General features: G+C 69.3%; 25 protein-coding genes and 2 pseudogenes. 13 read left to right on the forward strand and 14 right to left on the reverse strand.

The genetic code is table 11. The annotated features are described in order from the left end of the window. Positions 1 to 42 precede the first annotated feature (42 nt). Positions 43 to 597 carry an NADPH-dependent FMN reductase gene (locus ACW5F0_RS04290; RefSeq protein ID WP_456999099.1) on the forward strand — a complete coding sequence of 185 codons (555 nt, stop codon included), beginning with the start codon at positions 43 to 45 and terminating at the stop codon, positions 595 to 597. 45 nt (positions 598 to 642) lie between these two features. After that, the gene (locus tag ACW5F0_RS04295; RefSeq protein WP_456999101.1) at positions 643 to 1203 is read left to right on the forward strand and encodes a peroxiredoxin; all 561 of its coding nucleotides are present in this window, start codon (positions 643 to 645) and stop codon (positions 1201 to 1203) included. A gap of 20 nt (positions 1204 to 1223) precedes the next feature. Here the strand turns inward: ACW5F0_RS04295 and ACW5F0_RS04300 are convergent, their stop codons facing one another. Further along, complete coding sequence (locus ACW5F0_RS04300; RefSeq protein ID WP_456999102.1) at positions 1224 to 1526, reverse strand: AzlD domain-containing protein; 303 nt, start codon at positions 1524 to 1526, stop codon at positions 1224 to 1226. Then, positions 1526 to 2197: an AzlC family ABC transporter permease gene (locus ACW5F0_RS04305; protein WP_456999104.1), complete on the reverse strand. Its 672-nt coding sequence runs from the start codon at positions 2195 to 2197 to the stop codon at positions 1526 to 1528. The genes ACW5F0_RS04300 and ACW5F0_RS04305 overlap by 1 nt, the downstream gene beginning before the upstream one ends. 85 nt (positions 2198 to 2282) lie before the next feature. On the opposite strand from ACW5F0_RS04305, the gene ACW5F0_RS04310 reads away from it, so the two are divergent. The 3 genes from ACW5F0_RS04310 (at position 2283) to ACW5F0_RS04320 (ending at position 5342) form a co-directional block, all read left to right on the forward strand. After that, the gene (locus ACW5F0_RS04310) at positions 2283 to 4019 is read left to right on the forward strand and encodes an EAL domain-containing protein (RefSeq protein WP_456999106.1); all 1737 of its coding nucleotides are present in this window, start codon (positions 2283 to 2285) and stop codon (positions 4017 to 4019) included. Positions 4020 to 4151: 132 nt separating this feature from the next. Then, the gene (locus ACW5F0_RS04315) at positions 4152 to 4802 is read left to right on the forward strand and encodes a class I SAM-dependent methyltransferase (protein ID WP_456964786.1); all 651 of its coding nucleotides are present in this window, start codon (positions 4152 to 4154) and stop codon (positions 4800 to 4802) included. A 249-nt stretch (positions 4803 to 5051) separates the two neighbouring features. Further along, positions 5052 to 5342 (forward strand): hypothetical protein, encoded by a 291-nt coding sequence (locus tag ACW5F0_RS04320; protein ID WP_456964787.1) that lies wholly within the window; start codon positions 5052 to 5054, stop codon positions 5340 to 5342. Between the two features lie 74 nt (positions 5343 to 5416). Here the strand turns inward: ACW5F0_RS04320 and sstT are convergent, their stop codons facing one another. Next, a complete protein-coding gene (gene sstT / locus ACW5F0_RS04325) occupies positions 5417 to 6697 on the reverse strand; it encodes a serine/threonine transporter SstT (RefSeq protein WP_456964788.1) in 1281 nt (426 codons plus the stop codon). Positions 6698 to 6832: 135 nt separating this feature from the next. On the opposite strand from sstT, the gene ACW5F0_RS04330 reads away from it, so the two are divergent. The 5 genes and pseudogenes from ACW5F0_RS04330 to ACW5F0_RS04350 all read left to right on the forward strand — a co-directional run. Continuing rightward, the gene (locus ACW5F0_RS04330; RefSeq protein ID WP_456964789.1) at positions 6833 to 7102 is read left to right on the forward strand and encodes a DUF6522 family protein; all 270 of its coding nucleotides are present in this window, start codon (positions 6833 to 6835) and stop codon (positions 7100 to 7102) included. A gap of 88 nt (positions 7103 to 7190) precedes the next feature. Next, positions 7191 to 7853 (forward strand): azurin, encoded by a 663-nt coding sequence (azu, locus tag ACW5F0_RS04335; RefSeq protein WP_456964790.1) that lies wholly within the window; start codon positions 7191 to 7193, stop codon positions 7851 to 7853. 161 nt (positions 7854 to 8014) lie between these two features. Next, positions 8015 to 9082 (forward strand): alpha/beta hydrolase, encoded by a 1068-nt coding sequence (locus ACW5F0_RS04340; RefSeq protein ID WP_456964791.1) that lies wholly within the window; start codon positions 8015 to 8017, stop codon positions 9080 to 9082. Positions 9083 to 9196: 114 nt separating this feature from the next. Beyond that, positions 9197 to 9556 (forward strand): annotated as a pseudogene (locus ACW5F0_RS04345) (DUF1428 domain-containing protein); the annotation flags it as partial. A 21-nt stretch (positions 9557 to 9577) separates the two neighbouring features. Further along, positions 9578 to 9922, forward strand: a pseudogene (locus ACW5F0_RS04350) (DUF1428 domain-containing protein); the annotation flags it as partial. Positions 9923 to 9990: 68 nt separating this feature from the next. On the opposite strand, the gene ACW5F0_RS04355 reads toward ACW5F0_RS04350, so the two are convergent. The 6 genes from ACW5F0_RS04355 to ACW5F0_RS04380 all read right to left on the reverse strand — a co-directional run bounded on the left by ACW5F0_RS04355 (position 9991) and on the right by ACW5F0_RS04380 (position 14536). Beyond that, the gene (locus ACW5F0_RS04355; protein WP_456964792.1) at positions 9991 to 10134 is read right to left on the reverse strand and encodes a hypothetical protein; all 144 of its coding nucleotides are present in this window, start codon (positions 10132 to 10134) and stop codon (positions 9991 to 9993) included. 95 nt (positions 10135 to 10229) lie between these two features. Then, positions 10230 to 11177: a PLP-dependent cysteine synthase family protein gene (locus ACW5F0_RS04360; protein ID WP_456999107.1), complete on the reverse strand. Its 948-nt coding sequence runs from the start codon at positions 11175 to 11177 to the stop codon at positions 10230 to 10232. Between the two features lie 98 nt (positions 11178 to 11275). Further along, entirely contained in the window at positions 11276 to 11806 is a 531-nt protein-coding gene (locus tag ACW5F0_RS04365; protein WP_456964794.1) for a cytochrome b, read from the reverse strand. 76 nt (positions 11807 to 11882) lie between these two features. After that, entirely contained in the window at positions 11883 to 12824 is a 942-nt protein-coding gene (locus tag ACW5F0_RS04370) for an aldo/keto reductase (RefSeq protein ID WP_456999164.1), read from the reverse strand. 26 nt (positions 12825 to 12850) lie between these two features. Next, positions 12851 to 13645 carry an SDR family NAD(P)-dependent oxidoreductase gene (locus ACW5F0_RS04375; RefSeq protein WP_456999108.1) on the reverse strand — a complete coding sequence of 265 codons (795 nt, stop codon included), beginning with the start codon at positions 13643 to 13645 and terminating at the stop codon, positions 12851 to 12853. A 33-nt stretch (positions 13646 to 13678) separates the two neighbouring features. Continuing rightward, positions 13679 to 14536, reverse strand: a complete 858-nt coding sequence (locus ACW5F0_RS04380; RefSeq protein WP_456999109.1) for a DODA-type extradiol aromatic ring-opening family dioxygenase — start codon at positions 14534 to 14536, stop codon at positions 13679 to 13681. A gap of 85 nt (positions 14537 to 14621) precedes the next feature. On the opposite strand from ACW5F0_RS04380, the gene ACW5F0_RS04385 reads away from it, so the two are divergent. Then, the gene (locus tag ACW5F0_RS04385; RefSeq protein ID WP_456999110.1) at positions 14622 to 15554 is read left to right on the forward strand and encodes a LysR family transcriptional regulator; all 933 of its coding nucleotides are present in this window, start codon (positions 14622 to 14624) and stop codon (positions 15552 to 15554) included. On the opposite strand, the gene ACW5F0_RS04390 is transcribed toward ACW5F0_RS04385, so the two are convergent. The 3 genes from ACW5F0_RS04390 to ACW5F0_RS04400 all read right to left on the reverse strand — a co-directional run bounded on the left by ACW5F0_RS04390 (position 15551) and on the right by ACW5F0_RS04400 (position 16987). Beyond that, entirely contained in the window at positions 15551 to 16081 is a 531-nt protein-coding gene (locus tag ACW5F0_RS04390) for a hypothetical protein (protein WP_456964798.1), read from the reverse strand. The genes ACW5F0_RS04385 and ACW5F0_RS04390 overlap by 4 nt on opposite strands. Positions 16082 to 16156: 75 nt before the next feature. After that, positions 16157 to 16708 (reverse strand): YaeQ family protein, encoded by a 552-nt coding sequence (locus ACW5F0_RS04395; protein WP_456964799.1) that lies wholly within the window; start codon positions 16706 to 16708, stop codon positions 16157 to 16159. Between the two features lie 42 nt (positions 16709 to 16750). Beyond that, positions 16751 to 16987, reverse strand: a complete 237-nt coding sequence (locus tag ACW5F0_RS04400; protein ID WP_456964800.1) for a hypothetical protein — start codon at positions 16985 to 16987, stop codon at positions 16751 to 16753. 149 nt (positions 16988 to 17136) lie between these two features. On the opposite strand from ACW5F0_RS04400, the gene yghX reads away from it, so the two are divergent. Beyond that, positions 17137 to 18024, forward strand: coding sequence for a YghX family hydrolase (yghX, locus tag ACW5F0_RS04405; RefSeq protein WP_456999111.1), 888 nt, complete (start codon positions 17137 to 17139; stop codon positions 18022 to 18024). On the opposite strand, the gene ACW5F0_RS04410 is transcribed toward yghX, so the two are convergent. Both ACW5F0_RS04410 and ACW5F0_RS04415 read right to left on the reverse strand, forming a co-directional pair. Beyond that, positions 18005 to 19312, reverse strand: coding sequence for an acyltransferase family protein (locus tag ACW5F0_RS04410; protein WP_456999112.1), 1308 nt, complete (start codon positions 19310 to 19312; stop codon positions 18005 to 18007). The two genes, yghX and ACW5F0_RS04410, sit on opposite strands and share 20 nt — an antisense overlap. 16 nt (positions 19313 to 19328) lie before the next feature. Next, on the reverse strand, positions 19329 to 19751 hold the full coding sequence (locus ACW5F0_RS04415) for a hypothetical protein (RefSeq protein ID WP_456964803.1): 423 nt from the start codon (positions 19749 to 19751) through the stop codon (positions 19329 to 19331). Positions 19752 to 19945: 194 nt separating this feature from the next. Between ACW5F0_RS04415 and ACW5F0_RS04420 the strand changes: the two genes are divergently transcribed. Beyond that, positions 19946 to 21712: a CPBP family intramembrane glutamic endopeptidase gene (locus ACW5F0_RS04420; RefSeq protein ID WP_456999113.1), complete on the forward strand. Its 1767-nt coding sequence runs from the start codon at positions 19946 to 19948 to the stop codon at positions 21710 to 21712. Position 21713: the final 1 nt, after the last annotated feature.

Consider the following 21713-nt stretch of genomic DNA (forward strand, 5'->3'; position numbering starts at 1 on the left):
TGTTGCGTGCACTCCTCCCCACGCAACTTCCAGGACCCTTCCATGGCCAAGTACCACCTTGCCATCGTCGTCGGCAGCAACCGCCGCGACTCCATCAACCGCAAGCTTGCCGAAGCCATGGCCCGGCAGCTGCCCGACACCTTCGAGGTCAGCTGGCCGCGCATCGACGACCTGCCGATGTACAACATGGACCTCGAGGGCGAGCGCCCGGCCGAAGTCATCCGCTTCACCGGCGAGATCGCCGCCGCCGACGCCGTGGCGGTGGTGATGCCAGAGCACAACCGCTCGCTGCCGGCGGTGCTGAAGAACGCCATCGACTGGGGTTCCAAGCCGATGGACCAGAACGTCTGGCGCGGCAAGCCGACCTCGATCACCGGCACCACGCCGGGCGCGATCGGCACCGCGGTCGGCCAGCAGCACCTGCGGCAGATCCTCGGCATCCTGGGCGCAGTGGTCCAGGGCGGCGAAGCCTACATCCAGTTCAGGCCCGATCTCATCGGCGCCGACGGCGACTTCAGCAATGCCGACACGCGCGCGTTCCTGCAGGCGTATGTCGACGGCTTCGTCGACCTGGTCACGCGTCTCGTGCCGCGCTGACGCGACGCAGGGCCTAGAATCGGAAGTCCTCCGAGGAGCCCCGCCATGACCAACCTGAAGCGCACCCTGGTACTCGCCGCCCTCGCCCTCGCCTCCGCCTGCTCGCCGCAGGCGCGCGCGACCCTCCAGCCCGGTGACGCCGCACCCGACTTCACCGCCCCCGCCTGGCTCGCCGGCGAGGCGTTCGAGTACTCCCTCTCCAAGGCGCTGCGCGACGGGCCGGTGGTGCTGTATTTCTTCCCCGCCGCGAACACGCCGGGCTGCAACATCGAGGCATCGCTGTTCTCGCAGGCGATCGACGATTTCAAGGCACGCGGCGTGTCGGTGATCGGCGTCACCGCCGGAAACACCGAACAGCTGCGCGAGTTCTCCGCCGACAAGGCCACCTGCTCCGGCAAGTTCCCGGTGGCCGCCGACACCGGCGCGAAGATCGCGGCCGAATACTCCGCCGTGCTCGAGCGCAAGCCGGAGATGTCCAGCCGCACCTCCTATCTGATCGGCAGCGACGGCCGCGTGCTGGCCGCGCATTCGGACATGAATCCCGCGCAGCACGTCAAGCGGATGCTCGAAGCGATCCCAGGAACGGCCGGCGACGCCACGAACTGACCGCCGCCGCGGCAACCGGCTCAGACCAGGCGCACCAGCGCCGCCGCGGCCGCACCTGCCACCACCACCACGAGGAACGGCAGCCGCAGCACCAGCGCGGCCGCCGCCGCGAGCAGTGCTGCAACGCGCGCATCGAAGGCAAGCACTTGGCCGTGGGCAAAGGTGTTGACCGCCGTCAGCGAAGCGAGCAGGCCGATCGTCAAGGCCGTTGCCGCCGCCTGCGCGCACGGCGCATCGAGCCAGCGCGGCGGCACCAGGAAGCCGGCGAACTTGGTCGCGAACGCGGCAGCGCTGGCGAGCAGGATCCATCCCCAAGTCGACATCAGCGCAGCCTCGCCGCGCCGTACCAGCCCCAGGCGGCGGCCACTGCCGCCGCGACCAGGATCGGCACGCCCGGCGGCACGAAGGGCACCGCGAGCACCGTGGCCAACGCGCAGACCACCGCGATCGCCACAGGTTCACGCGCCGACAGCCGCGGCCACAGCAGCCCGAGGAAGGCCGCCACCGCGGCACCGTCCAGGCCCCAGCGCCGCGGATCACCCATGGCATCGCCAAGCAGCGCGCCCGTCGCGGTGCACATGTTCCAGAGCAGGTAGATGCCGAGCCCCGCCGTCCAGAAACCGCGCCGCTGTTCGGCCGGGTCGCGCTGGCCAACGGCGGTCGCAGTGGACTCGTCGATGCAGACCTGGGCCGCAAGCACACGCCTCCACCCTCGCGGCCGCAGCATGCGGTTGATCTGCATGCCGTACACCGCGTTGCGCACGCCCAGCAACGTGGCCGCGCCAAACGCCGCGGCCCCGCCTCCACCACCGGCCACCACGCCGATGTAGGCGAACTGCGAGCCGCCGGTGAACATCAGCGCGCTGAGCGCGACCACCTGCAGGACGTCCAGTCCGGCCGCCACGCCGAGCGCGCCGAAGGACACGCCGTACAGTCCGGTAGCGACCGCGACCGACAGGCCGACGCGCATCGCTGGAGTCTTCGTGATTCGCATGCGGGGATCTTAAAGCGCCCAATCGCCCAAACCCCAGGCAACCGTGGTACTACTCTCCGGTGCGGTCCCATCAGATGGGGGTCGGATGGAAGCGGACGGCAAGTGCACTCGACGAGTTCGCCCGTGGTGGCTGCTGGCGCCGGGCCTCCTGCTGGCACTCACCGCCACGCTGTCGGTCGCCTCCGGTGAGCCCCGCACCCTCCGTATCGGCGGCGATGCCAACTACCCGCCGTACCACTTCCTCGACGCCCGCGGCCACCCTGATGGCTTCGACATCGAACTCTCCCGCGAAATCGCCGCCGACCTGGGCTTGGAACCGGTGTTCGAGCTTGGCGACTGGGGGGCCGCGCTCGAGCGCCTCGCACGCGGCGAACTCGACGTCGTACCCATGTTCTGGTCGCCCGCGCGCGAACTGCGCTACGGGCTTACCGAGCCCTTCCTGATCCGCCACCACGCCCTGTTCGGCCACTACGAAACGCCGGCCGTCAGCTCACTGGAGGCGCTGGCGAACGTGCGCATCGCGGTACAAAGCTCGGGGCTGGCCTGGGAAGCGATGCGCGAACTCGATCGCCCCGGAGTCACCCTGGTCGAGACCAACAACGAATCCGAAACCCTGAGGTTGGTGGCGCAGGGCGCAGTCGACTACGCACTGGCACCCACCGGCATCGGTTATTACGCGATCCAGCACGAGGACCTGCCGGGCATCGTTGCGCTCACCCCGCCGCTGCTGGAGCGCAAATACGTGTTCGCCGTCCGGCCGGGCGATCCGGAACTGGTGGCCGCAATCAACGGATCGCTGGGGCGACTGCGCCGGAATGGCGTCCAGAACCGGCTGTACGTGGAATGGATCGGCAATCCGGGCGCGCCAGGCGAGCCGCTACCCACGCCGCGCAACCTTTTCGCCCTGCTCCTGTCCGGGCTGGGTGCGCTGGCTGTCGCGTGCATCGCACTGCTCGCACTGCTCGCATGGCAACGCCGTCGGCGTCCCGCCACCGCGCATACGGTCGCGCCAAGCCAGACCTCAACGGCCGCCGCCAGTACGCAATCACCCGATGCCACCGTCGACAGCCCGCGGTTGCTTGAGGAGTTGAGCGAGGCGATCGCCAACCAGCAGCTCGCCTATGCCTTGCAACCGAAGATCGACCTGCGCAGCGGACGCCTGCTTGGTGCCGAGTTGCTGGTGCGCTGGGACCATCCGCGCCTGGGCCCGATGGCGCCCGAAGAGTTCGTGCCGATCGCGGAACAGGCACGCACCATCGGAGAAATGACGCTCTACCTGGTGCGCCATGGCCTCGCGCAGTGCCGCGGCTGGCCGACCACGGGCGACCCGCTGCATGTGTCCATCAACGTGTCGGCCAATGACCTCGCCGACCCGCACCTGGTCGACGCCATCATCGACGCCTGCGACGGTGGCTGTCCCGGCTTGATGCTGGAGATCACCGAGACCGAAGTGATGCGCGAACCCGAACGCGTGGCAGAAGCGCTTCCGCGCCTGCGCAGCCACGGCATCGGGATCTCGGTCGACGACTTCGGCGTGGGCCACTCCTCGCTCGTGAACCTGCGACGCCTCGCACCGGACGAACTGAAGATCGACCGGTCCTTCGTGCGCGCCCTGCTGGCCTCGCACTCGGACCGCGCGATCGTCCGTGCCACCATCGATCTCGGTCACGAGCTCGGCGCCAGCGTCGCCGCGGAAGGCATCGAGGACGAGGACACGCGGGCCTGGCTCACCGAGGCCGGATGCGACGCCGGGCAGGGCTTCTGGATCGCCCGCCCGATGCCGCCCGCCGAGTTCGTGCAGCTGCTGCAGGCACAGCGCTGACCGGCGGCCACCGGCCGCGCCTGCTACCCTGCCCGCGAGTGCAGGCTCGCACTGCATATGCGCGTACCAACCCACCGGACGCCCCTCCCACGCGCAGTCCGACAGGACGGGCGCCCCTCCAGGGAGGCCTTCGTGCCCGGTTACAGCACCCGCACGCTCACCGTGGCGGTCGGCGCGCACCGCTACCGGCTGCGCGTCCTCAGCGACAACCAGCAGTTCTCCGATCCCGACGGCCATGGCGAGCGCTTGGGCATCTCGTCGGCGCAGTGGAGCCATTTCGGCCAGCTCTGGCCCTCGGCACGGCTGCTGGCCGAGGCCATGGACACGTTCGACATCGCAGGCAAGCGGATCCTTGAAGCCGGCTGTGGCATCGGCCTGGCCAGCCTGGTGCTCCAGCGGCGCGGGGCCGACGTGGTCGCCTCGGACATACACCCGCTGGCGGAAGCCTTCATCGCCTACAACTCGGCGCTCAACGGCTTGCCGGCCGTGCACTACCGCCAGCTCGACTGGGAACGGGCGCTGCCGTCGCTGGGCGGCTTCGACGTGCTCATCGCCAGCGACGTGCTGTACGAGCGCGAACATGCGGCGCTGCTCGCGGCTGTAGTGGTGCGCCACGCAAATCCGGTGGCCGAGGTCGTTGTCGCCGACCCCGGCCGTGGCAACAGCAGCACCCTCGTGCGCTTGCTGGAGGACGAAGGTTTCGGGCTTACGCAATCGCGCGGAGCGCTGAAAGGGGACGCCCTGGGCACGCTGCGTGGCCGTCTGCTGCACTTCCGGCGCTGAGCCTCCTGCCACGGCGGCAAGCCGGCGTCAAGAGCCTGCAAACACTTTGTTAATGTGCGATTGGTAAAATGGACGCAAGGACGCATGCACCCGACAGGGTCAGCGGTGTCCAGGTCGGGCAGTTCCAGTCTCCAGGTGCGTTTCGGCACCGCACAACCATTCCGGGGCCCTGCCCCGACTGCCATGGCCGCTCTCCGAAGGCCGGCCGGCCGCAACCGCACGGCCGAGCCAACAACGACAGGAGTCGAGATGTCCCGCAGCAACGCCCAGAAGAAGACCCCCGCCCCCGCCGCCACCACACCGCGCGCCCGCACCTCGCCGCCGCTCCGCCGCTCTTCGGGCAGCAGCGCCAACAGCTCTGCCTCCCACCTGACCAGCCAGCGCATCGCCGCCGACCTCGCGTCGTTCAAGAAGTCCGGTGGACGGATCGAAGTGTTGGGCAACACGCCCCTGCGGCCGTATACCTCGCGCACCACCAGCCGCAAGACCGCTGTCGCCAAACCTGCGGCAGACGCCCCCGCGGCGAAGGCCAAGAAGTAAACCAGACTGCACCCTGCCCGACCGGGCCAGGATGACCGGGGCGGCGCGCGATCATCGCGCGCCGCCCGTACGTTTCAGACGCTGAAGCCGCCCCTCGGCACCGCGTTCCCGGACATTCCGCCCGCGGCATCCTCATCGACCACTGCATCGCGGGCGGAGGTCGCGCCGCAGGCCGCGGCGATGAACACCACGTCGGTCGACGAGTTCAACGCCGTCTCCGCCGAATCCTGCACCACGCCCACGATGAAGCCGATCGCCACCACCTGCATGGCGATGTCGTCACTGATGCCGAACAGCCCGCAGGCCAGCGGGATCAGCAGCAGAGACCCGCCCGGTACGCCCGACGCACCGCATGCGCCGATCGCCGCGACCACGCTCAGCAGCAGCGCCGTGGGCAGGTCCACTGGGATGCCGAGCGTGTGCACCGCCGCCAGCGACAGCACCGAAATGGTGATCGCGGCGCCCGCCATGTTGATCGTCGCGCCCAGCGGCACCGCTACCGAACAGGTTTCCTGGTGCAGGCCCAGCTTGCGGCAGAGCTCCATGTTGACCGGGATGTTGGCCGCCGACGAGCGGGTGAAGAACGCCGTGATGCCGCTCTCGCGCAGGCAGCGCAGCACCAGCGGATAGGGATTGCGCCGCGTCATCGCGAACACGACCAGCGGATTGGCCACCAGGGCCACGAACAGCATCGCGCCCAGCAGCACCGCCAACAGGTGCACATAATCGAGTAGCGCCGACAACCCGCTTTCGGCCAGGATCGAGGCGACGATTCCGAACACGCCCAGCGGCGCCAGTCGGATCACCATCCGCACCACGCGCGTGATCGCGTCCGAGAAATCGGACAGCACCTGCTTCGTGCCCTCGCCCGCGTGGCGCAACGCCAGGCCCGTGGCGATGCCCCAGGCCAGCAGGCCGATGTAGTTGGCGTTGACCAGCGCAGCGAAGGGGTTGTCGAACACCTGCAGCACCAGCGTGCGTAGCACCTCGCCGATGCCGCCAGGCGCGCTGAGAGCGACGTCGGCCGGCACGTCGAGCGTGAGCGTGGTCGGGAACATGAAGCTCGCCGCGACGCCCACCAGCGCCGCAAGCGCGGTGCCGACCAGGTACAGCACGAGCACCGGACGCATCCGCGTGTCCTGGCCCTGCCGATGGTTGGCGATCGACGCGGCCACGAGCACCAGGACGAGCACCGGCGCCACCGCCTTCAGCGCGGAGATGAACACCGTCCCGAGCAGGCCGACCGACGCCGCGGCGCGTGGCGACGCCATGGCGAGCAGGACGCCGGCCAGCAGGCCGATCACGATTTGCGTGACCAGGCTTGGCCGGCGCAGGAAAGCGGGGAGGAAAGACATAAAGGTACGGATTCCGGGCGACGGCAGCGCGCCATGATAGAGCGCCGGCGGCGCGGACGCGCCGGTCTGACCCAGGTCAATGCGCGAACGCCGCGAAGATGCGAGCCTGCATGCTCCCCACGCACGGAGGAGGCCATGGGCGACGCCATTTCCCTTCAACTTGCCGACCGGCCGGACATCGAGATCGACGGCGACCTGGTGGCGCGCGGCCTCGGCCTGGATGTGGAGCGGTTCCGCGAACTGATGGCGCTGCGCAAGGTCGGCATGCTCTGCGAACGCGGCACCGGCGAGGATGCCGGACTCTACCGCGCCAGCTTCTACCACGAGGGCCGGCGCCTGCGGCTGGTGGTGGATGCCGAGGGGCGGCCGGTCGACCACCCTTCACAGACGACGACGGCCCCCTGATCCGGCCGCGCCGGCCGCGCGCCTTCACGCGCGCGAAAGACCACGAAGGTCCATCATGGTTCCCAATTTCCCACGCACGAGGTGCACGATGAAACTCCACGCTTCCCTGCTTGCCGCCGCCTGCGCACTGGCCCTGTCCGCCTGTGGCGGCGAGCCGTCACAGACCCAGGACACCGCAGCCGCACCGGCCCCCGCCACCACCCCGGCCGAAGATGCCGCTACGGCGGTTCCCGCCCCGGGTACCGACGCCCCGATGGACCAGGTTCCAGCGGACGGCTCCATGGCTGGGCCCGGCGACCCGGGCGAACCCGCCGAGTCACCCGCAACCGCCGACACCGCTGCCGGTGATGCCGCAGCCAGCGCCACCAGCTGCGCCGTCGACATCGAAGGCAACGACATGATGCAGTTCAACCTGTCGTCGATCAGCGTGCCGTCGAGCTGCGCCGAATTCACCATCAACCTCACCCATACCGGCCGCCTGCCGGAAGCGGCGATGGGCCACAACGTCGTGGTCACCACGTCGTCCGACATGGCCGGCGTCGCCGCCGACGGCATTTCCACCGGCGCAGCAGCGGGCTACCTCAAGGCCGGCGACAGCCGCGTCATCGCGGCCACGGACATGGTCGGCGGCGGCGAAAGCACCTCGGTGACCTTCGACGTGGCCAAGATCAAGACCGGTGGTCCCTACCAGTTCTTCTGCAGCTTCCCGGGCCATGCAGCGCTGATGAAGGGCACGATCAGCGTCAACTGATGCCGCTCGGCATCCGCGACACCTGTCGCCCGCGTAGCGCATCTGCGACGCGGGCGATTCCTGAATGGCCAGCCAGCTGTCATGACTGTGTCATCGCAGCAAGGTAGAGCAGCCACGCGGCGGGCCGGTAGCCTGAAAGGCCGATTCCAGCCGTGGTTCACATGCTCCGCATCGCCGCCCTCCTCGCCGCCTGCCTGCTGGCGGCGGGTTTCACCTCCTGGCCAGGACTGTCCGCGGCGCTGGCATCGCGCCTGGTCGCGCCCGGCGGCACCTCGTCGCTGCTGCCGTCCGGCCCGATCAACGCCGCCCTGTCCCGCCTGCACGACCGCAGCGGCCACGTCACCACCGGCGACGGCATCGCCGTCTTCTGGCGCGCTATCGATCCCGGCAACTACGACCTGCGCATGTCCTGGCCGCAGGGCCTGACCGTGGCCGACACCTTTCCCACGCTCGATTTCGACGTCCCGTCCACGCCTGCCTCCGCGCCGCGCGGCACCGTGGTGCTGCTGCACGGGTGGATGATGCACGGCGATTCCATGCTGCCCTGGGCGCTGCGCCTGGGCGAGGCCGGCTACCGCACGATCACCATCGACCTGCGCAACCACGGCCGCTCGGGCGAGGGCCCTTCCGGCTACGGCACGCGCGAGGCGGACGACGTGGTCGACGTGGTCACCGCCTTGCGCCAGCGCGGCGAGATCGTCGGTCCGCTGCACCTGCTGGGCGTGTCCTACGGCGCCGCCACCGCGATCTTCGCCGGCGCCGACCCGCACCTGCAGGCCGACAGCGTGGTGGCCATGGAATCCTTCGCCGTCGCCGGCACCGCGATCCGCGACATGGTGCCCTACATGCTCACCGACGCCCCCGCGCCGCCTTCTGCCTGGCTGACCCGGCAGTGGCTGAAATGGCGCCTGAGCGATGCCGTGCTGGATGACGCGATCGAGCAGGCCGACAGCACCCTGGAGCTGTCCCTGGACAACGTCGACGTTGGCGCCGCGCTTGCGCACGTGCCCTGCCCGCTGCTGGTCCACGGCGATGCCGACCGCCACGTCCCCGTCGAACATGGCCGCGCGCTGGCCGCGTCGTCGCCGCACGCGCGTTACGTCGAGATCCCCGGCCAGGACCACCTGAGCCTGCCGATGCAACTCGACGCGCTGATGCCGCTGGTGGTGGACTGGTTCGAGCAGCCGGGATGCCGCAGGCCGGCCACCACGACCGCCACGCTGCGCTAGCCTCCCTGCAGTCTTCGTCCGGTTAACGCCGGCGAAACATCTCCGGGATTACTTTGTCGGCGCATCGGCAGGCCCGTGCAGGGCTGCCCTTCCCCGACGCCCAGGAGACGCCACATGCCCTACTACACCGGCACGATCGTCGCGGTTCCCACCGCCCGCAAGCAGGACTACATCGACCACGCCGCTGCCACTTGGCGCGTGTTCCAGAAGTACGGCGCCGAACGCATGGTCGAGACCTGGGGCGTGGACGTGCCCCACGGGAAGCTCACCGACCTCCATCGCGCCGTCGAGGCCGGGGATGACGAGACCGTCGTGTTCTCGTGGATCGCCTGGCCCGACCGGGCCGCCTCCGATGCCGCATGGCAGAAAATGGAACAGGACTCGGCGATGGCGGTGTTGCCGGAGATGCCGTTCGACGGCAGCCGCATGATCTACGGCGGTTTCACACCGGTGTACTCGCAGGGCGAACCTGCGAGCGGTGGCTATTACCAGGGCTTCGCGCTCGCCGTGCCCGGGGAAAACCAGGAAACCTATGTCGCCATGGCCGACGAGGGCTGGCAGATGTTCGCCCGGCTCGGCGCCTTGGCCATGGTCGAGGCCTGGGGAGAAGACGTTCCGCATGGCAAGCGCACCGACTTCTACCGCGCTGCCCAGGCCGTCGAAGGCGAAGTACCGGTGTTCAGCTGGATCGCCTGGCCGGATCGCGACACCTGCGATGCCGCGAACAAGGCCATGGAGGCCGAGATGGAAGGCGCCGGCATGCCGGAGATGCCCTTCGACGGCAAGCGCATGATGTGGGGCGGGTTCGAGCCGGTGTTCGATTCCGGCGCGTCGCCGTGATGCAGGGCGCCTGCCCGCACGTTTGAGAAGCGTTCTTCCGACTCCAGCATCCGAGGTCTGTTATCGACCTAGAACCGCGCTCCCTGCGTCGCTCCATGCGCGGTTGTCGCATCGTATTCCAACTCCCGTGCACGGAACTCCTCGATCAGGGCCTGGGCTTTCCTGTTGATGTCTTCCGGCAGCAGGAACAGACAGCAGGCGACATGCTTCATTGGCTCTCCCGAAGACCTGTGAGCTGGTGGATGCGATCGAGTGGTCGGCAGCGGCAGCGGCGCGGCGAGCCGACGCCTTGCGGCGCAGCCCCCGATCAGTGCAGCGGCGGTGACGCCGGCTCGGCAGCCGACATGTAGAAGTCGTTGAGGTACTTCTCGCCCTTGTCGGCAAGCACGGTGACCACGGTCTTCAACTCCGGGAAGAGCTCGCGGATACGACGGGCGGCGATGAGGTGCGCCCCGGAGCTGGGCCCGCACAGCAGGCCGCGCGTGCGGGCCAGCTTGCGCATCTCGGCCACGGCGTCAGTGCTCGACACGCTCAGGAAGTCGCTGACCTGGTCGCGGTGGCGGGCGAAGATGCCGGGGACGAAGCCGTCGGAAATGCCTTCGATGCCATGCAGGTCCACTTCGCCGCACAGCAGCGTGCGCGACTCCGACGGCTCCATCGCGAACAGGCGTACGTCGGGGTTCACCCTGCGGAACGCCTGGCCGACGCCGATCAGGGTGCCACCGGTGCCGACGCCGTGCACGAAGGCATCCGGCACGCGACCTGCGGGCAGCTGGGCCAGGATCTCCGGACCCAGGATCTCGCGGTTTTCCTGCACGTTCCACTCCGACTCGAACTGGCCGGGGAAGAAGAAGCCCGGGCGCTGGCCGAGTTCGCGTGCGCGCTCCAGCGCTTCGTTGACGTGGAAGTTGCCGCACAGCAGCACCTCGGCGCCAAACGCGCGGGAAATCGCCACCCGCTCGCTGGACAGGCCTTCGGGCATGACCACGATCATGCGGTAACCCTTGACCGCCGCGACCATCGAGAACGCGTTGCCGGTGTTGCCGCTGGTGGCCTCGACGATGGTGTCGCCGGGCTTGATCAGCCCTTCCTTCTCCGCGCGACCGATGATGTACGAGGCGATGCGCGCCTTGATCGACCCGGAGGGGTTGAGGAATTCGCACTTGGCGAAGATGCCGTCCTCGAGTTCGAGCATGGGCGTGTCGTGCACGGCGTCGAGGATGCTGTTGGACACCTGCGTGTATCGGACCGGCATGGTTCGGCTCCTTGGAGGGGACGATCCCGATTATCCCGGCCGGCATCGGCCACGGCCCTGATCCAGGTCACGGGCCTTGGCCGGCCGGTACGCGCGGGTCAAAGCATCCGCTGCAGCACGCCATCCTTCTTGACGAAGCGGTGGACCAGCGCCATCACCGCATGGCCGATCACCATGGCCAGCAGCAGCCACGCGACTGGCGAATGCAGGACTCCGCCGAAGGTGGCCAGCCAGGGGATCTCGGCGCCTTGCGCCACCAGCTCCATGCCGAAGACGGTCAATCCGTAGCCATTGCCGATCATGATGCTGATGCCGGTCACCGGCATCAGCACGAGAGCCGCGTACAGCGCGAAGTGGCCCGCCTTGGCGACAAGGCCGAGCATCTTCGGCGGCGGTGCCGGCGGGCGGTTGCCCTGGTTGCGCAGCGCCCACACGATGCGCAACAGCATCAGCAGCAGGATCAGGAAGCCGATCGAGATATGCCAGGGCACCAGGGTCTGGCCGACCCAGTGCTCGCCATCGTCGATGCGGTCGAAGATCTTGAGCACCTGCCAGACCACCAGCAGGGCCACGCCCCAGTGCAGCAGGCGCGAAACGGTTCCGTAGCGTTCCCTGGTATCACGACTCATGGGATCTCCTTGGCTTGCTGGACTGCTGGCGGGCCGGAATAGCAGCAAGGCCAACCTTACCGCCATTCCATGGAGATCAGGCCGACGCCTGTTCCAGGGCCTCCATTGCGGACACCGGCAGGTGCAGCTCCGCCGCGGCCATGATGTCGTCAAGCTGCTCCAGACTGGTGGCACTGGCGATGGGCGTGACGTTCGGACGCGCCATCAGCCACGCAAGGGAGACCTGCGCGGGCGTGGCAGCGACGTCGGCTGCGACCGTGCGCAGGACTTCGAGAAGCTTCATGCCGCGCTCATCGAAATAGCCCTTGAGGAAGCCGGCGCGCGCGGTGCCTTCCAGATCCTCGACGCTGCGGTACTTGCCGGTCAGGAAGCCGCTGGCGAGCGAGAAGTAACTCACCACGCCGATATCGTTTTCCTGCGCCACGGCGGCCAGCCCGGACTCGTAGCCGGCGCGGTCGTACAGGCTGTATCCGGGCTGCATCACTTCGTAGCGGGACAGGCCCTCGTCGCTGGACACCTGCAGTGCCTCGCGCATGCGTTCGACCGAATAGTTCGACGCGCCGATCGTGCGGACCTTGCCGGCCTCGACCAGCTTCGAGAACGCGGTGAGCGTTTCCTCCAGCGGCACGGTCGAATCGTCGGCGTGGGCGAAGTAGACATCGAGATAATCGGTACGCAGGCGCTTCAGCGACTCCTCCACCGCCGCCTGGATGTTGTCCGCCGACAGGCCCTCGCGCGATGCCAGCTTCCCGACCTTGGTCATCAGCACCACATCGTCGCGGCGGCCGCGCTTCGCCAGCCAGTTGCCGATCACGGTTTCCGATTCGCCACCCGACAGGCCCGGGGCCCACGCCGAGTAGACATCGGCTGTGTCGATGGCATTGAAGCCGCGTCCGGTGAAGCGGTCGAGCAGCGCGAACGAGGTGGCTTCATCGGCGGTCCAGCCGAAGACGTTGCCGCCGAATACGAGGGGTGAAATTTCAGGGCCACTGCGGCCGAGCCTGCGCTTCTTCATGATCTGTTGCTCCTTGGAATCCGTAGGGTTCAGGCAATCGTCTCGACCGTGCCGCCATCAACGCGCAGCGCGGCACCCGTCGTGGCGCTCGCCTGCAGCGACGCCGCGTACACGCTGAGGTTGGCGACCTCGTCCGGATCCGCGAAGCGACCCAGCAGGTTCGACGGACGGTTCTCGGCCAGGAACAGGCCTTCCATCTCCGCCGGGGTCACGCCGCGCTCCGCGGCCAGGTCGGCCATCATCCGCACGCCACCCTCGGTGCGTGTCGGGCCAGGCAGGATGGTGTTGACGGTGACCCCGGTGCCCGCCAGCACCTTGGCCAGGCCGCGCGACAGGCCCTGCAGCGCGGCCTTGCTGGCGCCGTAGTGGACCATCTCGGTGGGGATGTTGAGCGCCGACTCGCTGGACACGAACTGAATCCGGCCCCAGCCGCGATCGCGCATGCCCTTCGCATAGTGGCGGGCCAGGCGCACGCCGCTCATCACGTTCACCTGCCAGTACTCGTCCCAGAGCGCATCGTCGATGTCGAAGAATTCGCGCGCACCATAGATGCCGAGGTTGTTGACGAGGATGTCCGCGTCTGGGCGCGCCCCCACCAGGGCGCTGCAGCCTTTGGCGGTGCCGACATCGGCCACCACGCCGCTGGCATCGTCGCGACCGCCGTCCCGGCGCAGCTTGGCCAGCGCTTCGTCCACGCGCCCCTGGATGCGGCCGACGATGGTGACGGCCGCGCCGGCCTTCGACAGGCCGGTGGCGATGGCCAGTCCGATGCCGCCGCTGGATCCGGTGACGATGGCGCGCTTGCCGGAAAGATCGATCTTCATGGGGGAGTCTCCTGTAGCGGGCTTGGCTGCGGATCAGCCAAAGCGGAATGCGGAAAGGGTGGTCTTCATGACTTCCTCCGAATAGACCTTGCAGCCTTCGGAGCCGGCGCCCGCGCCGGCGGCGACCAGCAGCGGAAGCAGGTGCTCCTCGCCGCCCGGGGGATGGCTGTCGCGGGCGTGCGGCGCGGCTGCCCACTCGCGCAGCATGGCCTCGCGCCGTGGCGTTTCGCTTGCAACCGCCGCCGTCAGCCATTCGTCGAACGTTGCCGACACCGGTGTGTAGCGCGGGTCACCGTAGCCACGCATGTTGTGGAAGCTCATGCCGCTGCCGACGATCAGCACGCCCTCGTCGCGCAGCGCGGCGAGGGCGCGACCGGCCTCGATGTGCGCGGCCGGATCCATGTCGCGGCGCAGCGAAAGCTGCACCACCGGCACCTCCGCCTTGGGGAACATCAGCTTCAACGGGATGAACACGCCGTGGTCATGGCCGCGCTGCGGATCCACGCGCGCCTGCGCGCCCGCCTCGCCAAGCAGCTGCACGATGCGTTCGGCCAGGACCGACTCGCCAGGCGCCGGGTACGTCAGCTCATAGGTATGCGGCGGGAAGCCGCTGTAGTCGTAGATCAGGGAAGGCCGGGCGCTTCCGGTGACGCTGAAGCCGAGCTCCAGCCAGTGGCCGGAGACCAGCACGATCGCGCGCGGCGTGGCCGGCAGGGTGCCGGCGACGCCCTTGAGGAAGGCGGCCATGCGGTCCCAGGTATCGGCCGGGTTCCAGTCCATGAAGAAGCAGGGGCCGGCACCGTGGGGGACGAAGAAGACGGGCATGCGCACGCCGCCGGTCACAGCGGATGTGCTGCCGATGGAGCTCGCGGAGGGAATGTTCGTGGTCATGGCACACAGTATGGGCTCCACCCCTTAGGCAGAGAACCGGCCAGAATCGAACAATACTTCCCGCTCGGAGTGTTAGATTGCCGCCGTGGACCGGATCACCAGCATGCGCGTCTTCGTGCGCGCCGCCAGCGACGGCAGCCTGTCGGCGGCCGCGCGCCATCTCGGCATGTCGCCGGCCATGGCCACCAAGCACGTCAATGCCCTGGAAGCACGGCTGGGCGTGAAGCTGTTCCACCGCAGCACTCGCCGGCTGGCCCTGACCGAAGCCGGCGCCAACTATCTCGAGGCCTGCCTGCGGATCCTTCCGGAGATCGACGAAGCCGAGGCGGCTGCCGCATCGCAGCGCGTGAAAGCGAGCGGCCTGCTGCGGATGAACGTGCCGCTGTCGTTCGGCCGCGGCTTCGTGGCCCCCTTGATGCCGGAGTTCAGCCGACGCCACCCGGAAGTGTCGGTGGAACTCGGCCTGAGCGACGCCGAACTCGACATCATCGCCGGCAATTGGGACCTGGCGATCCGCATCGGCCGCCTGGCCGACAGTCCGCTGCAGGCGCGCCGACTGGGCGAAAGCCCGATGCTGGTCTGCGCGGCACCCGACTACCTGGACCGGCGCGGCGTTCCGCGGCGGGTCGCCGAGCTCATCCAGCACAACTGCCTCGGGTACACGCTGTCTGCCTCGCAGGGGCGCGACCACTGGGCCTTCGGCAGCAACGGCGAGATCCGGGTCCCGGTCAGCGGCAACCTGATGGCGAACAACGGCGAGGCCTTGCTGGAAGCGGCCGTGCGCGGCCAGGGGGTCATCTACCAGCCGGGATTCATCGTCGGCGAGGCCGTGTCGCGGGGCGAACTCGTGGCCCTGGAACTCGACAGGCCAGCGGTGGACCTTGGCGGCATCCACGTGCTGTATCCGCCCGACGGGCGCCCGCCGGCCAAGGTGCGGGTGATGATCGACTACCTCGCCGACGCGTTCTCCCGATGCGGCCCCATCGTGGGCACGCGCTGCCAGGGCACGCGCTGCTAGAGCGTGCCGGTCACCTCGCCTCCGCGTGCGGCGAGGAACTCCTTCGCCCGCGACTGCTCGTCGCGCGACAGCGCATGCACCACGACCGTGGTGCGGTGCGCGTCCATCGCGTCGTGGGTGGCCTGCACGTAACGGTCGTGGTCGGGTCGGATGGCAACCAGTCCGCCCAGGAACAGTCCGCCGACGGCACCAAAGAAGATCGTCGCCAGGCCCGCCGCCACCGGCGAGCGCGCCACGAAGGGCACGCCCATCCACATCATGGTCCCGAAGGCGGCTGCGCCCAGCACGGCGCCGAGGATGCCCAGCCGCACGTGGGCAATGACGATGGTGCGCCAGATGCCGCCGCCCTCGGGTTCGAGCTTGATATTGGCGTCGGGCTCGTCGGGCGCGATCACCTTCACCTGCGCGGGCTGCAGCCCGATCTCGGCGATCATCGCCGCGGCGGCATCGCGCGCAGCGCCGGCGCTGTCGAACACCGCGGCAAGCTTGCTGTTGGATACCTCTCCGCTGACCGGGCTGTCGGACACGGCGCGTGCTCCTGAGGGCCTGCGCCGATCATTCCAGACCGGGTGTCCGCCGGACGTGAGCGCCGGACTGCGCCCTCAGGCGGCCGCGACACCCATCCGCATCTGCGGCTTCAGGGTCACGTCGCCGCGATCGGCGATGAGCTGCAGCTCGCCGTCCTGGATCATCGCGCCCATGTTCATGCTGCGCTCGAGCAGGCCGGCCGCGGCCTCCACCGATGCCGGCTCGAGGTTGACGACCGAAAGGTTCTTCAGGCGCCCGAGGCTGTTGGCGGCCTTGTCCCACCAGATGTCCGCGGCGCCGCCGCTGTAGTTGACCACGGTGACCTGCCGGGCGCGGCCGCAGGCCTTGCGGATGCGGCTTTCATCGGGCTGGCCGAGGTCGATCCAGTGCTCGACGTCGCCGGTGTAGTCGCGCAGCCAGAGGTCGGGTTCCTCTTCATTGCTCAGGCCGCGACCGAACTCCAGGCGCTCGTGCGCATTCAGCGCGAACGCGATCACGCGCGCCATCAGGCGCAGGGGCGTTTCGGACGGATGCTGGGCGAGCGTCAGGGCATGGCCGGCGTAGTAATGCCGGTCCATGTCGCTGACCTGGAGCTCGAGCCGGTAGATCGTGGCATTGGGGGCCATGCGTGCGCCTCTTCAAGGGAGGCGCGAGTGTAGACCCTTGGCTCAGCTGCAGCCGCCGCAGCAGGTGCTGCCACCGCTGATATGCAGCTCTTGCACGAGCGGCTCGGCGGCGTAGCCCACCTTGCGCAGCGCGGCCACGATCTGCTCGCTGCTGGCGCTCGAGATCACTTCCAGGCGGCCGTTCTCGAGATCCAGCGCGATCTTTGCGTCGGGATCGAGCGGGCGCATCGCGGTGGAAAGCATGGCGGCGTCGGCCTTGCCGGACAGTTCGAACTGCATGTGGATCTCCTTGTGGGGTCACCGGCGACCCCGGCGGAATGCATCATGCAGCCCTCCCCCTCTTGGCGTCCTTGACTCCGGTCAAGCCGCATGCGGGCGCGCCCGAGGCGTAAGGTTGCCGTGCCACCGCCACCAGGGAGCTGCCCGCCATGACCCGTCGCACCGCGAAGGATTTCTCGCCAGAACTGCTCGAGCTCTACGACGGCTACGTCCACGGCCGCATCAACCGGCGGCAGTTCCTGGATCGCGCCGCCACGCTCGCCATTGGCGGGATGACCGCGGCCGTCGCCCTTGCCGCGCTGACGCCCGACTATGCGCTCGCCCAGCAGGTCCAGTTCACCGATCCGGACATCGTCGCCGACTACATCACCTATCCCTCGCCCAACGGCCACGGCGAGGTGCGCGGCTACCTGGTGATACCGGCGAAGGCGCAGGCCCCCGTGCCGGGCGTGGTGGTGGTGCACGAGAACCGCGGCCTCAATCCCTATATCGAAGACGTCGCCCGCCGCGTGGCCAAGGCCGGCTTCGCGGCGCTCGCGCCCAACGGCCTGAGTTCGGTTGGCGGCTACCCGGGCAACGACGACCGCGGCCGCGAGCTGCAGCAGCAGGTCGATCCGGAAAAACTGATGAACGACTTCTTTGCCGCCATCGAGTTCCTGCTGCGCGACGCGCGCACCACGGACAAGGTCGGCATCACCGGTTTCTGCTATGGGGGCGGCGTCTCCAACGCGGCAGCGGTGGCGTATCCCGAGCTCGCCGCGGCCGTGCCCTTCTACGGGCGCCAGGCCGAACCGGCCGACGTGCCACGCATCAAGGCGCCGCTGCTGATCCATTTCGCCGAGAACGACGAACGCGTCAACGCCACCTGGCCGGCGTACGAAGCCGCGCTGAAAGCGGCCGGCAGCGACTACGAGGCGCACTTCTATCCCGGCACCAACCACGGCTTCCACAACGACTCGACGCCGCGCTACGACGAGGCCGCGGCGAAGCTGGCCTGGGAGCGCACGATCGACTGGTTCAGCCGCCACCTGGCTTGACGCCGCCGCGTGCCCGAAGCCGCCAGGACGCGAAGGACACCGCTGCCAGCCCGGCCAATGCGCCCGGCCACACGCCCCACACCAGCGCCGAGGCGAGCCCGGCGTACAGGGCTGCGCCACCGGCCAGGATGGGCAACATGTCGTGCACAGCGGGCACGTCCCGCGTACGCCGCAGCTCGAAGCGCAGCACCAGCGCGATCACCGGCGCCACCATCAGCAGGCACAGCGCGATCCACCCTGCCCGCCCCAGCCAGAAACCCGGCTCCCCGGGCACGCCCGCATCGATCGGCAGGCCGAGTTTCTCGCCCAGCCACGCAGCGGGGAGTTCAGCCAGCTTGTGCCAGAGGTACAGCGGCATCCCGAGCGCACCGAGCACGGCAATCACGCGACCCAGGGCGCGGCCCGCCAGCAGCCGACGAGCCAGCGGCTCGAAGGACAACACCGCGCCCACCTGCAGCCACATCACGCCGATCAGCGCCAGCGTGGGCGGCAGCATGTTGTTGCCGGCCAGGGCCACGCCGACCATCGCCACCGGATAGCCGCTGGCCATTGCCAGCGCCAGCCACAGCGCGCCCAGCACCAGCAGCGCCATGCCGGTGCCGACGCCGCGGAAACGCCCGCGCTTCCACGCGATGCCCAGCTGCTGCGGGATCAGCCAGACCACCAGCATGTTCAGCCATGCGATTCCGGCCGGATGTTCCGACACGCCGCGGCCAAGCCAGCGCAGCGCATCAAGCGATGTCGCGCCTGCGCGCACCACGTCGAACACGGCCGCCAGCGCCACCAGCCCCGCCACCGCGCGCAGTCCGAAACGGACGTCCAGCCGCAGGCACCACGGCAGCAGCGCCTGCACCGTCAGCAGCATCAGCAGGAACCACAGGTGGATGGTGAGCGACTGGTTGAACACGCCGAGCAGGCGCCCGCCGGTCAGGAGCGAGAACGCCGCCAGCGCCACCAGCACCGCGAGGTAGGTCACCGTCGGCCGCGCCAGCCCGAGCGCGCGCGCCGCCCACCAGTGCTTCTGTCCGCCGCCTTCCATCCGTCGCGCCACGCCATCGGCGCTGACCGCGGCCGACACGAACACGAACAGCGGCACCACCTGCAGCACCCAGGTCAGGAATCCGGCCGCCTCCCAGATGCCCAGCAGGTGGTCGGTGTCGACCAGCTGGCCATCGACCAGGCGCGGGAGGGTGGCGACCCAGTGTCCCAACACCACGACCAGCAGCGCGCACGCGCGCAATGCGTCGGGATAGGGGTCGCGCTCCGATCGGGTACGTGCGCTGTCCAAGACCGGCAACGATCCGCTAGACGCGACGCAGCATGCGACGCCCGGCCACGATGCCCAGCCATGCCATCGGCAGGTACGCGAACACGAGATCCAGCGCGATGAACCACGCCGGCGCCGGGATCATGAACGCCGCCGCCACGCCGCCCGCCAGGAACACGACGCCGATCACCCATGCGAAGGCCGCCTTGCGACTGGCCGCGACCAGGTAGGCCACCAGGGCACCGGCAAACGTGCCCAGCGCATGCGCCAGGAACGGCACCACGAAGTGCTCCGGCCGGAACAGGTGGATGCCCGCAGCGAGGCCTTCCGCGGTCGTCATGTCCACGCCGGCAGGCGGTGGCACCAGCATCGGGCCACCGGTCACGATCGCCATGTTGACCAGGCTCCCGATAACGATGCCCGCGGGCACCGCGGCGATATTGCGCAACAGCTGTTTCATCTCCCCTCCCCCGCCCGTCCCCCGCCAAGGGGGACAGGCGCGAGTCTAGCCGCAAACCCCAGTGCCCCAGTGCACCCCGTGGCAGACCGGAATCGGGCCAAGCCGCGGCCTGCAGGTCCGGCGAAACGCAGGCCTTGGGGCAAACCGCCTCCGCGCTATCATCGCGACAGGGGAACGCGGGGAACACCATGGGGATGGGACTGTTTCGCATCGCGCTGCTGGCGCTGCTCTGCGCGGCTGCATGCTGGCCTTGGCACGCCCGGTCCGATGACGACCCGGTGCAAGCGTCGGTCAGCGAGGTCGACGCGCACATGCTGGCCGCGTACGAGCAGCAGCTGCGTCTTTTCGACGCCGGACCCACGTCCCTCCCGGACCACGCCGCCCGCGCGGTGGCGCGCTGCGAATTCATCGCCGCGTTCAGCGACGCGGAAACCGGCCGCTACGTGGACAGTGCGCCCGACGCGCTGGACGAATGCATCGACGCGATCGCGGCAGCCGCGCCGGACCACCCGATCGTGCGCGTCTACATGCTGGAGATGGGTCGCCTGCACGATGCCGACGGACAGGCCGACGCACTGGTCGCCGAGTCCGTCGACTGGCCGCCCGAGCTGCGCAGGCGACTCGCGACCGCCCTCTACTGGGAGCTGCACGACGAACGCGAGGGGGTGATGGCGACCATGGCCGCGCAGCTGGGCGAGTCCCCGCTGGTGCCGCGCGCGGTCACCCACCTTGTCGGTACCGGCGATCACGCCGGCGCGCTGGCCCTGCTCGAGAACGCCGGCCCGGCCAGCGGCAGCCATGCGGCGGGGCGGCGCGTGGAGGCGGCGATGCAGCTGCAGCCGCCGGGCGCCGCCGCTCGCGAACTGCGCCGCCAGGAGCAGGACGGTTTCGCGGTCGACGCCGCCATCGCCGCGCGCGCCCTGCTTCGCGCCGGCGAGATCGACGCCGCCCAGGAGCGGCTGGCCGCATCAACCGACGGGAACGACGATGAACTGGCCCTCGCACGCTTCGACGTGGCCCATGCGGCGGGCGACTGGAGCACGGCGGCCGCGGCGGTCGACCTGGTCCGCGCCGAGGGCTTCGTCGCGCACGCCGAACGCTTCGCCAGGCTGGTCGCGGCATCTCCTGGCAGCCTGCTGCAGCCGGCCCTGTGGCCGTCGCTCGCCATCTTGCTGGCGATCCTCCTCGGCCTCGCTCTCGTCCCGGGCCTGCTGCTGATCCCGGTCCACTACCGCGGGGCGCTGCGGCGGCTCGCGGGGCGCGCACGCACGCCGCTCTACCAGACCTTCGGACTGCGACACGCCTGGATGGCGCTGGCGGCCGTGCTGGTCCTGCCGATGCTGGTGCTCGGAATCGTGGCCCCTCACGACGTGTCGGTGATGCTGTCCGAGGACCCGCAACCGGGCGGCCGCACCTTGATGCTGGTCGGACTGTGGGGCGGCCTGGCATGCATGGCGGCGCTGGCCCTGCCGCTGGCGCGCTTCAGCACCGCCGGCGGCTTCGGCTGGGCGCGGCTGCACCGGGCGTGGTGGCGGATCCTGCTGGCCTGGGGTGTGCTGCTTGTGCTTGGCGGACTGCTTGCAGCCTGGCACCAAGGCCAAGGCACGGACACCGACACCGCGCAGGTGCGGATGGTGGCCGAACTGGTCAACAGCGGACGCACCACGCTGGAGATCCTGCTGGCCTTCGCCGCCGTCGTGCTGGTCGGGCCGCTGTGGGAAGAGATCGCCTTCCGCGGCATGCTCCTGGGCGGAATCGCGCGGCACATCTCATTCGGCTGGGCCAACCTGCTGCAGGCCGTCCTGTTCGCCGTGATCCACGATGACCCGCCGCGCTTCCTGTTCTACCTCGCGCTCGGGCTGCTCGCAGGCTGGCTGGTGCGGAGCACGCGCTCGCTTGGGCCGGCCGTGGTCCTGCACATGCTCAACAACGCGCTGGCCTTCGCCCTGACCCTGCGCTGAG

The sequence above is a fragment of the Luteimonas sp. A534 genome, assembly GCF_054072805.1.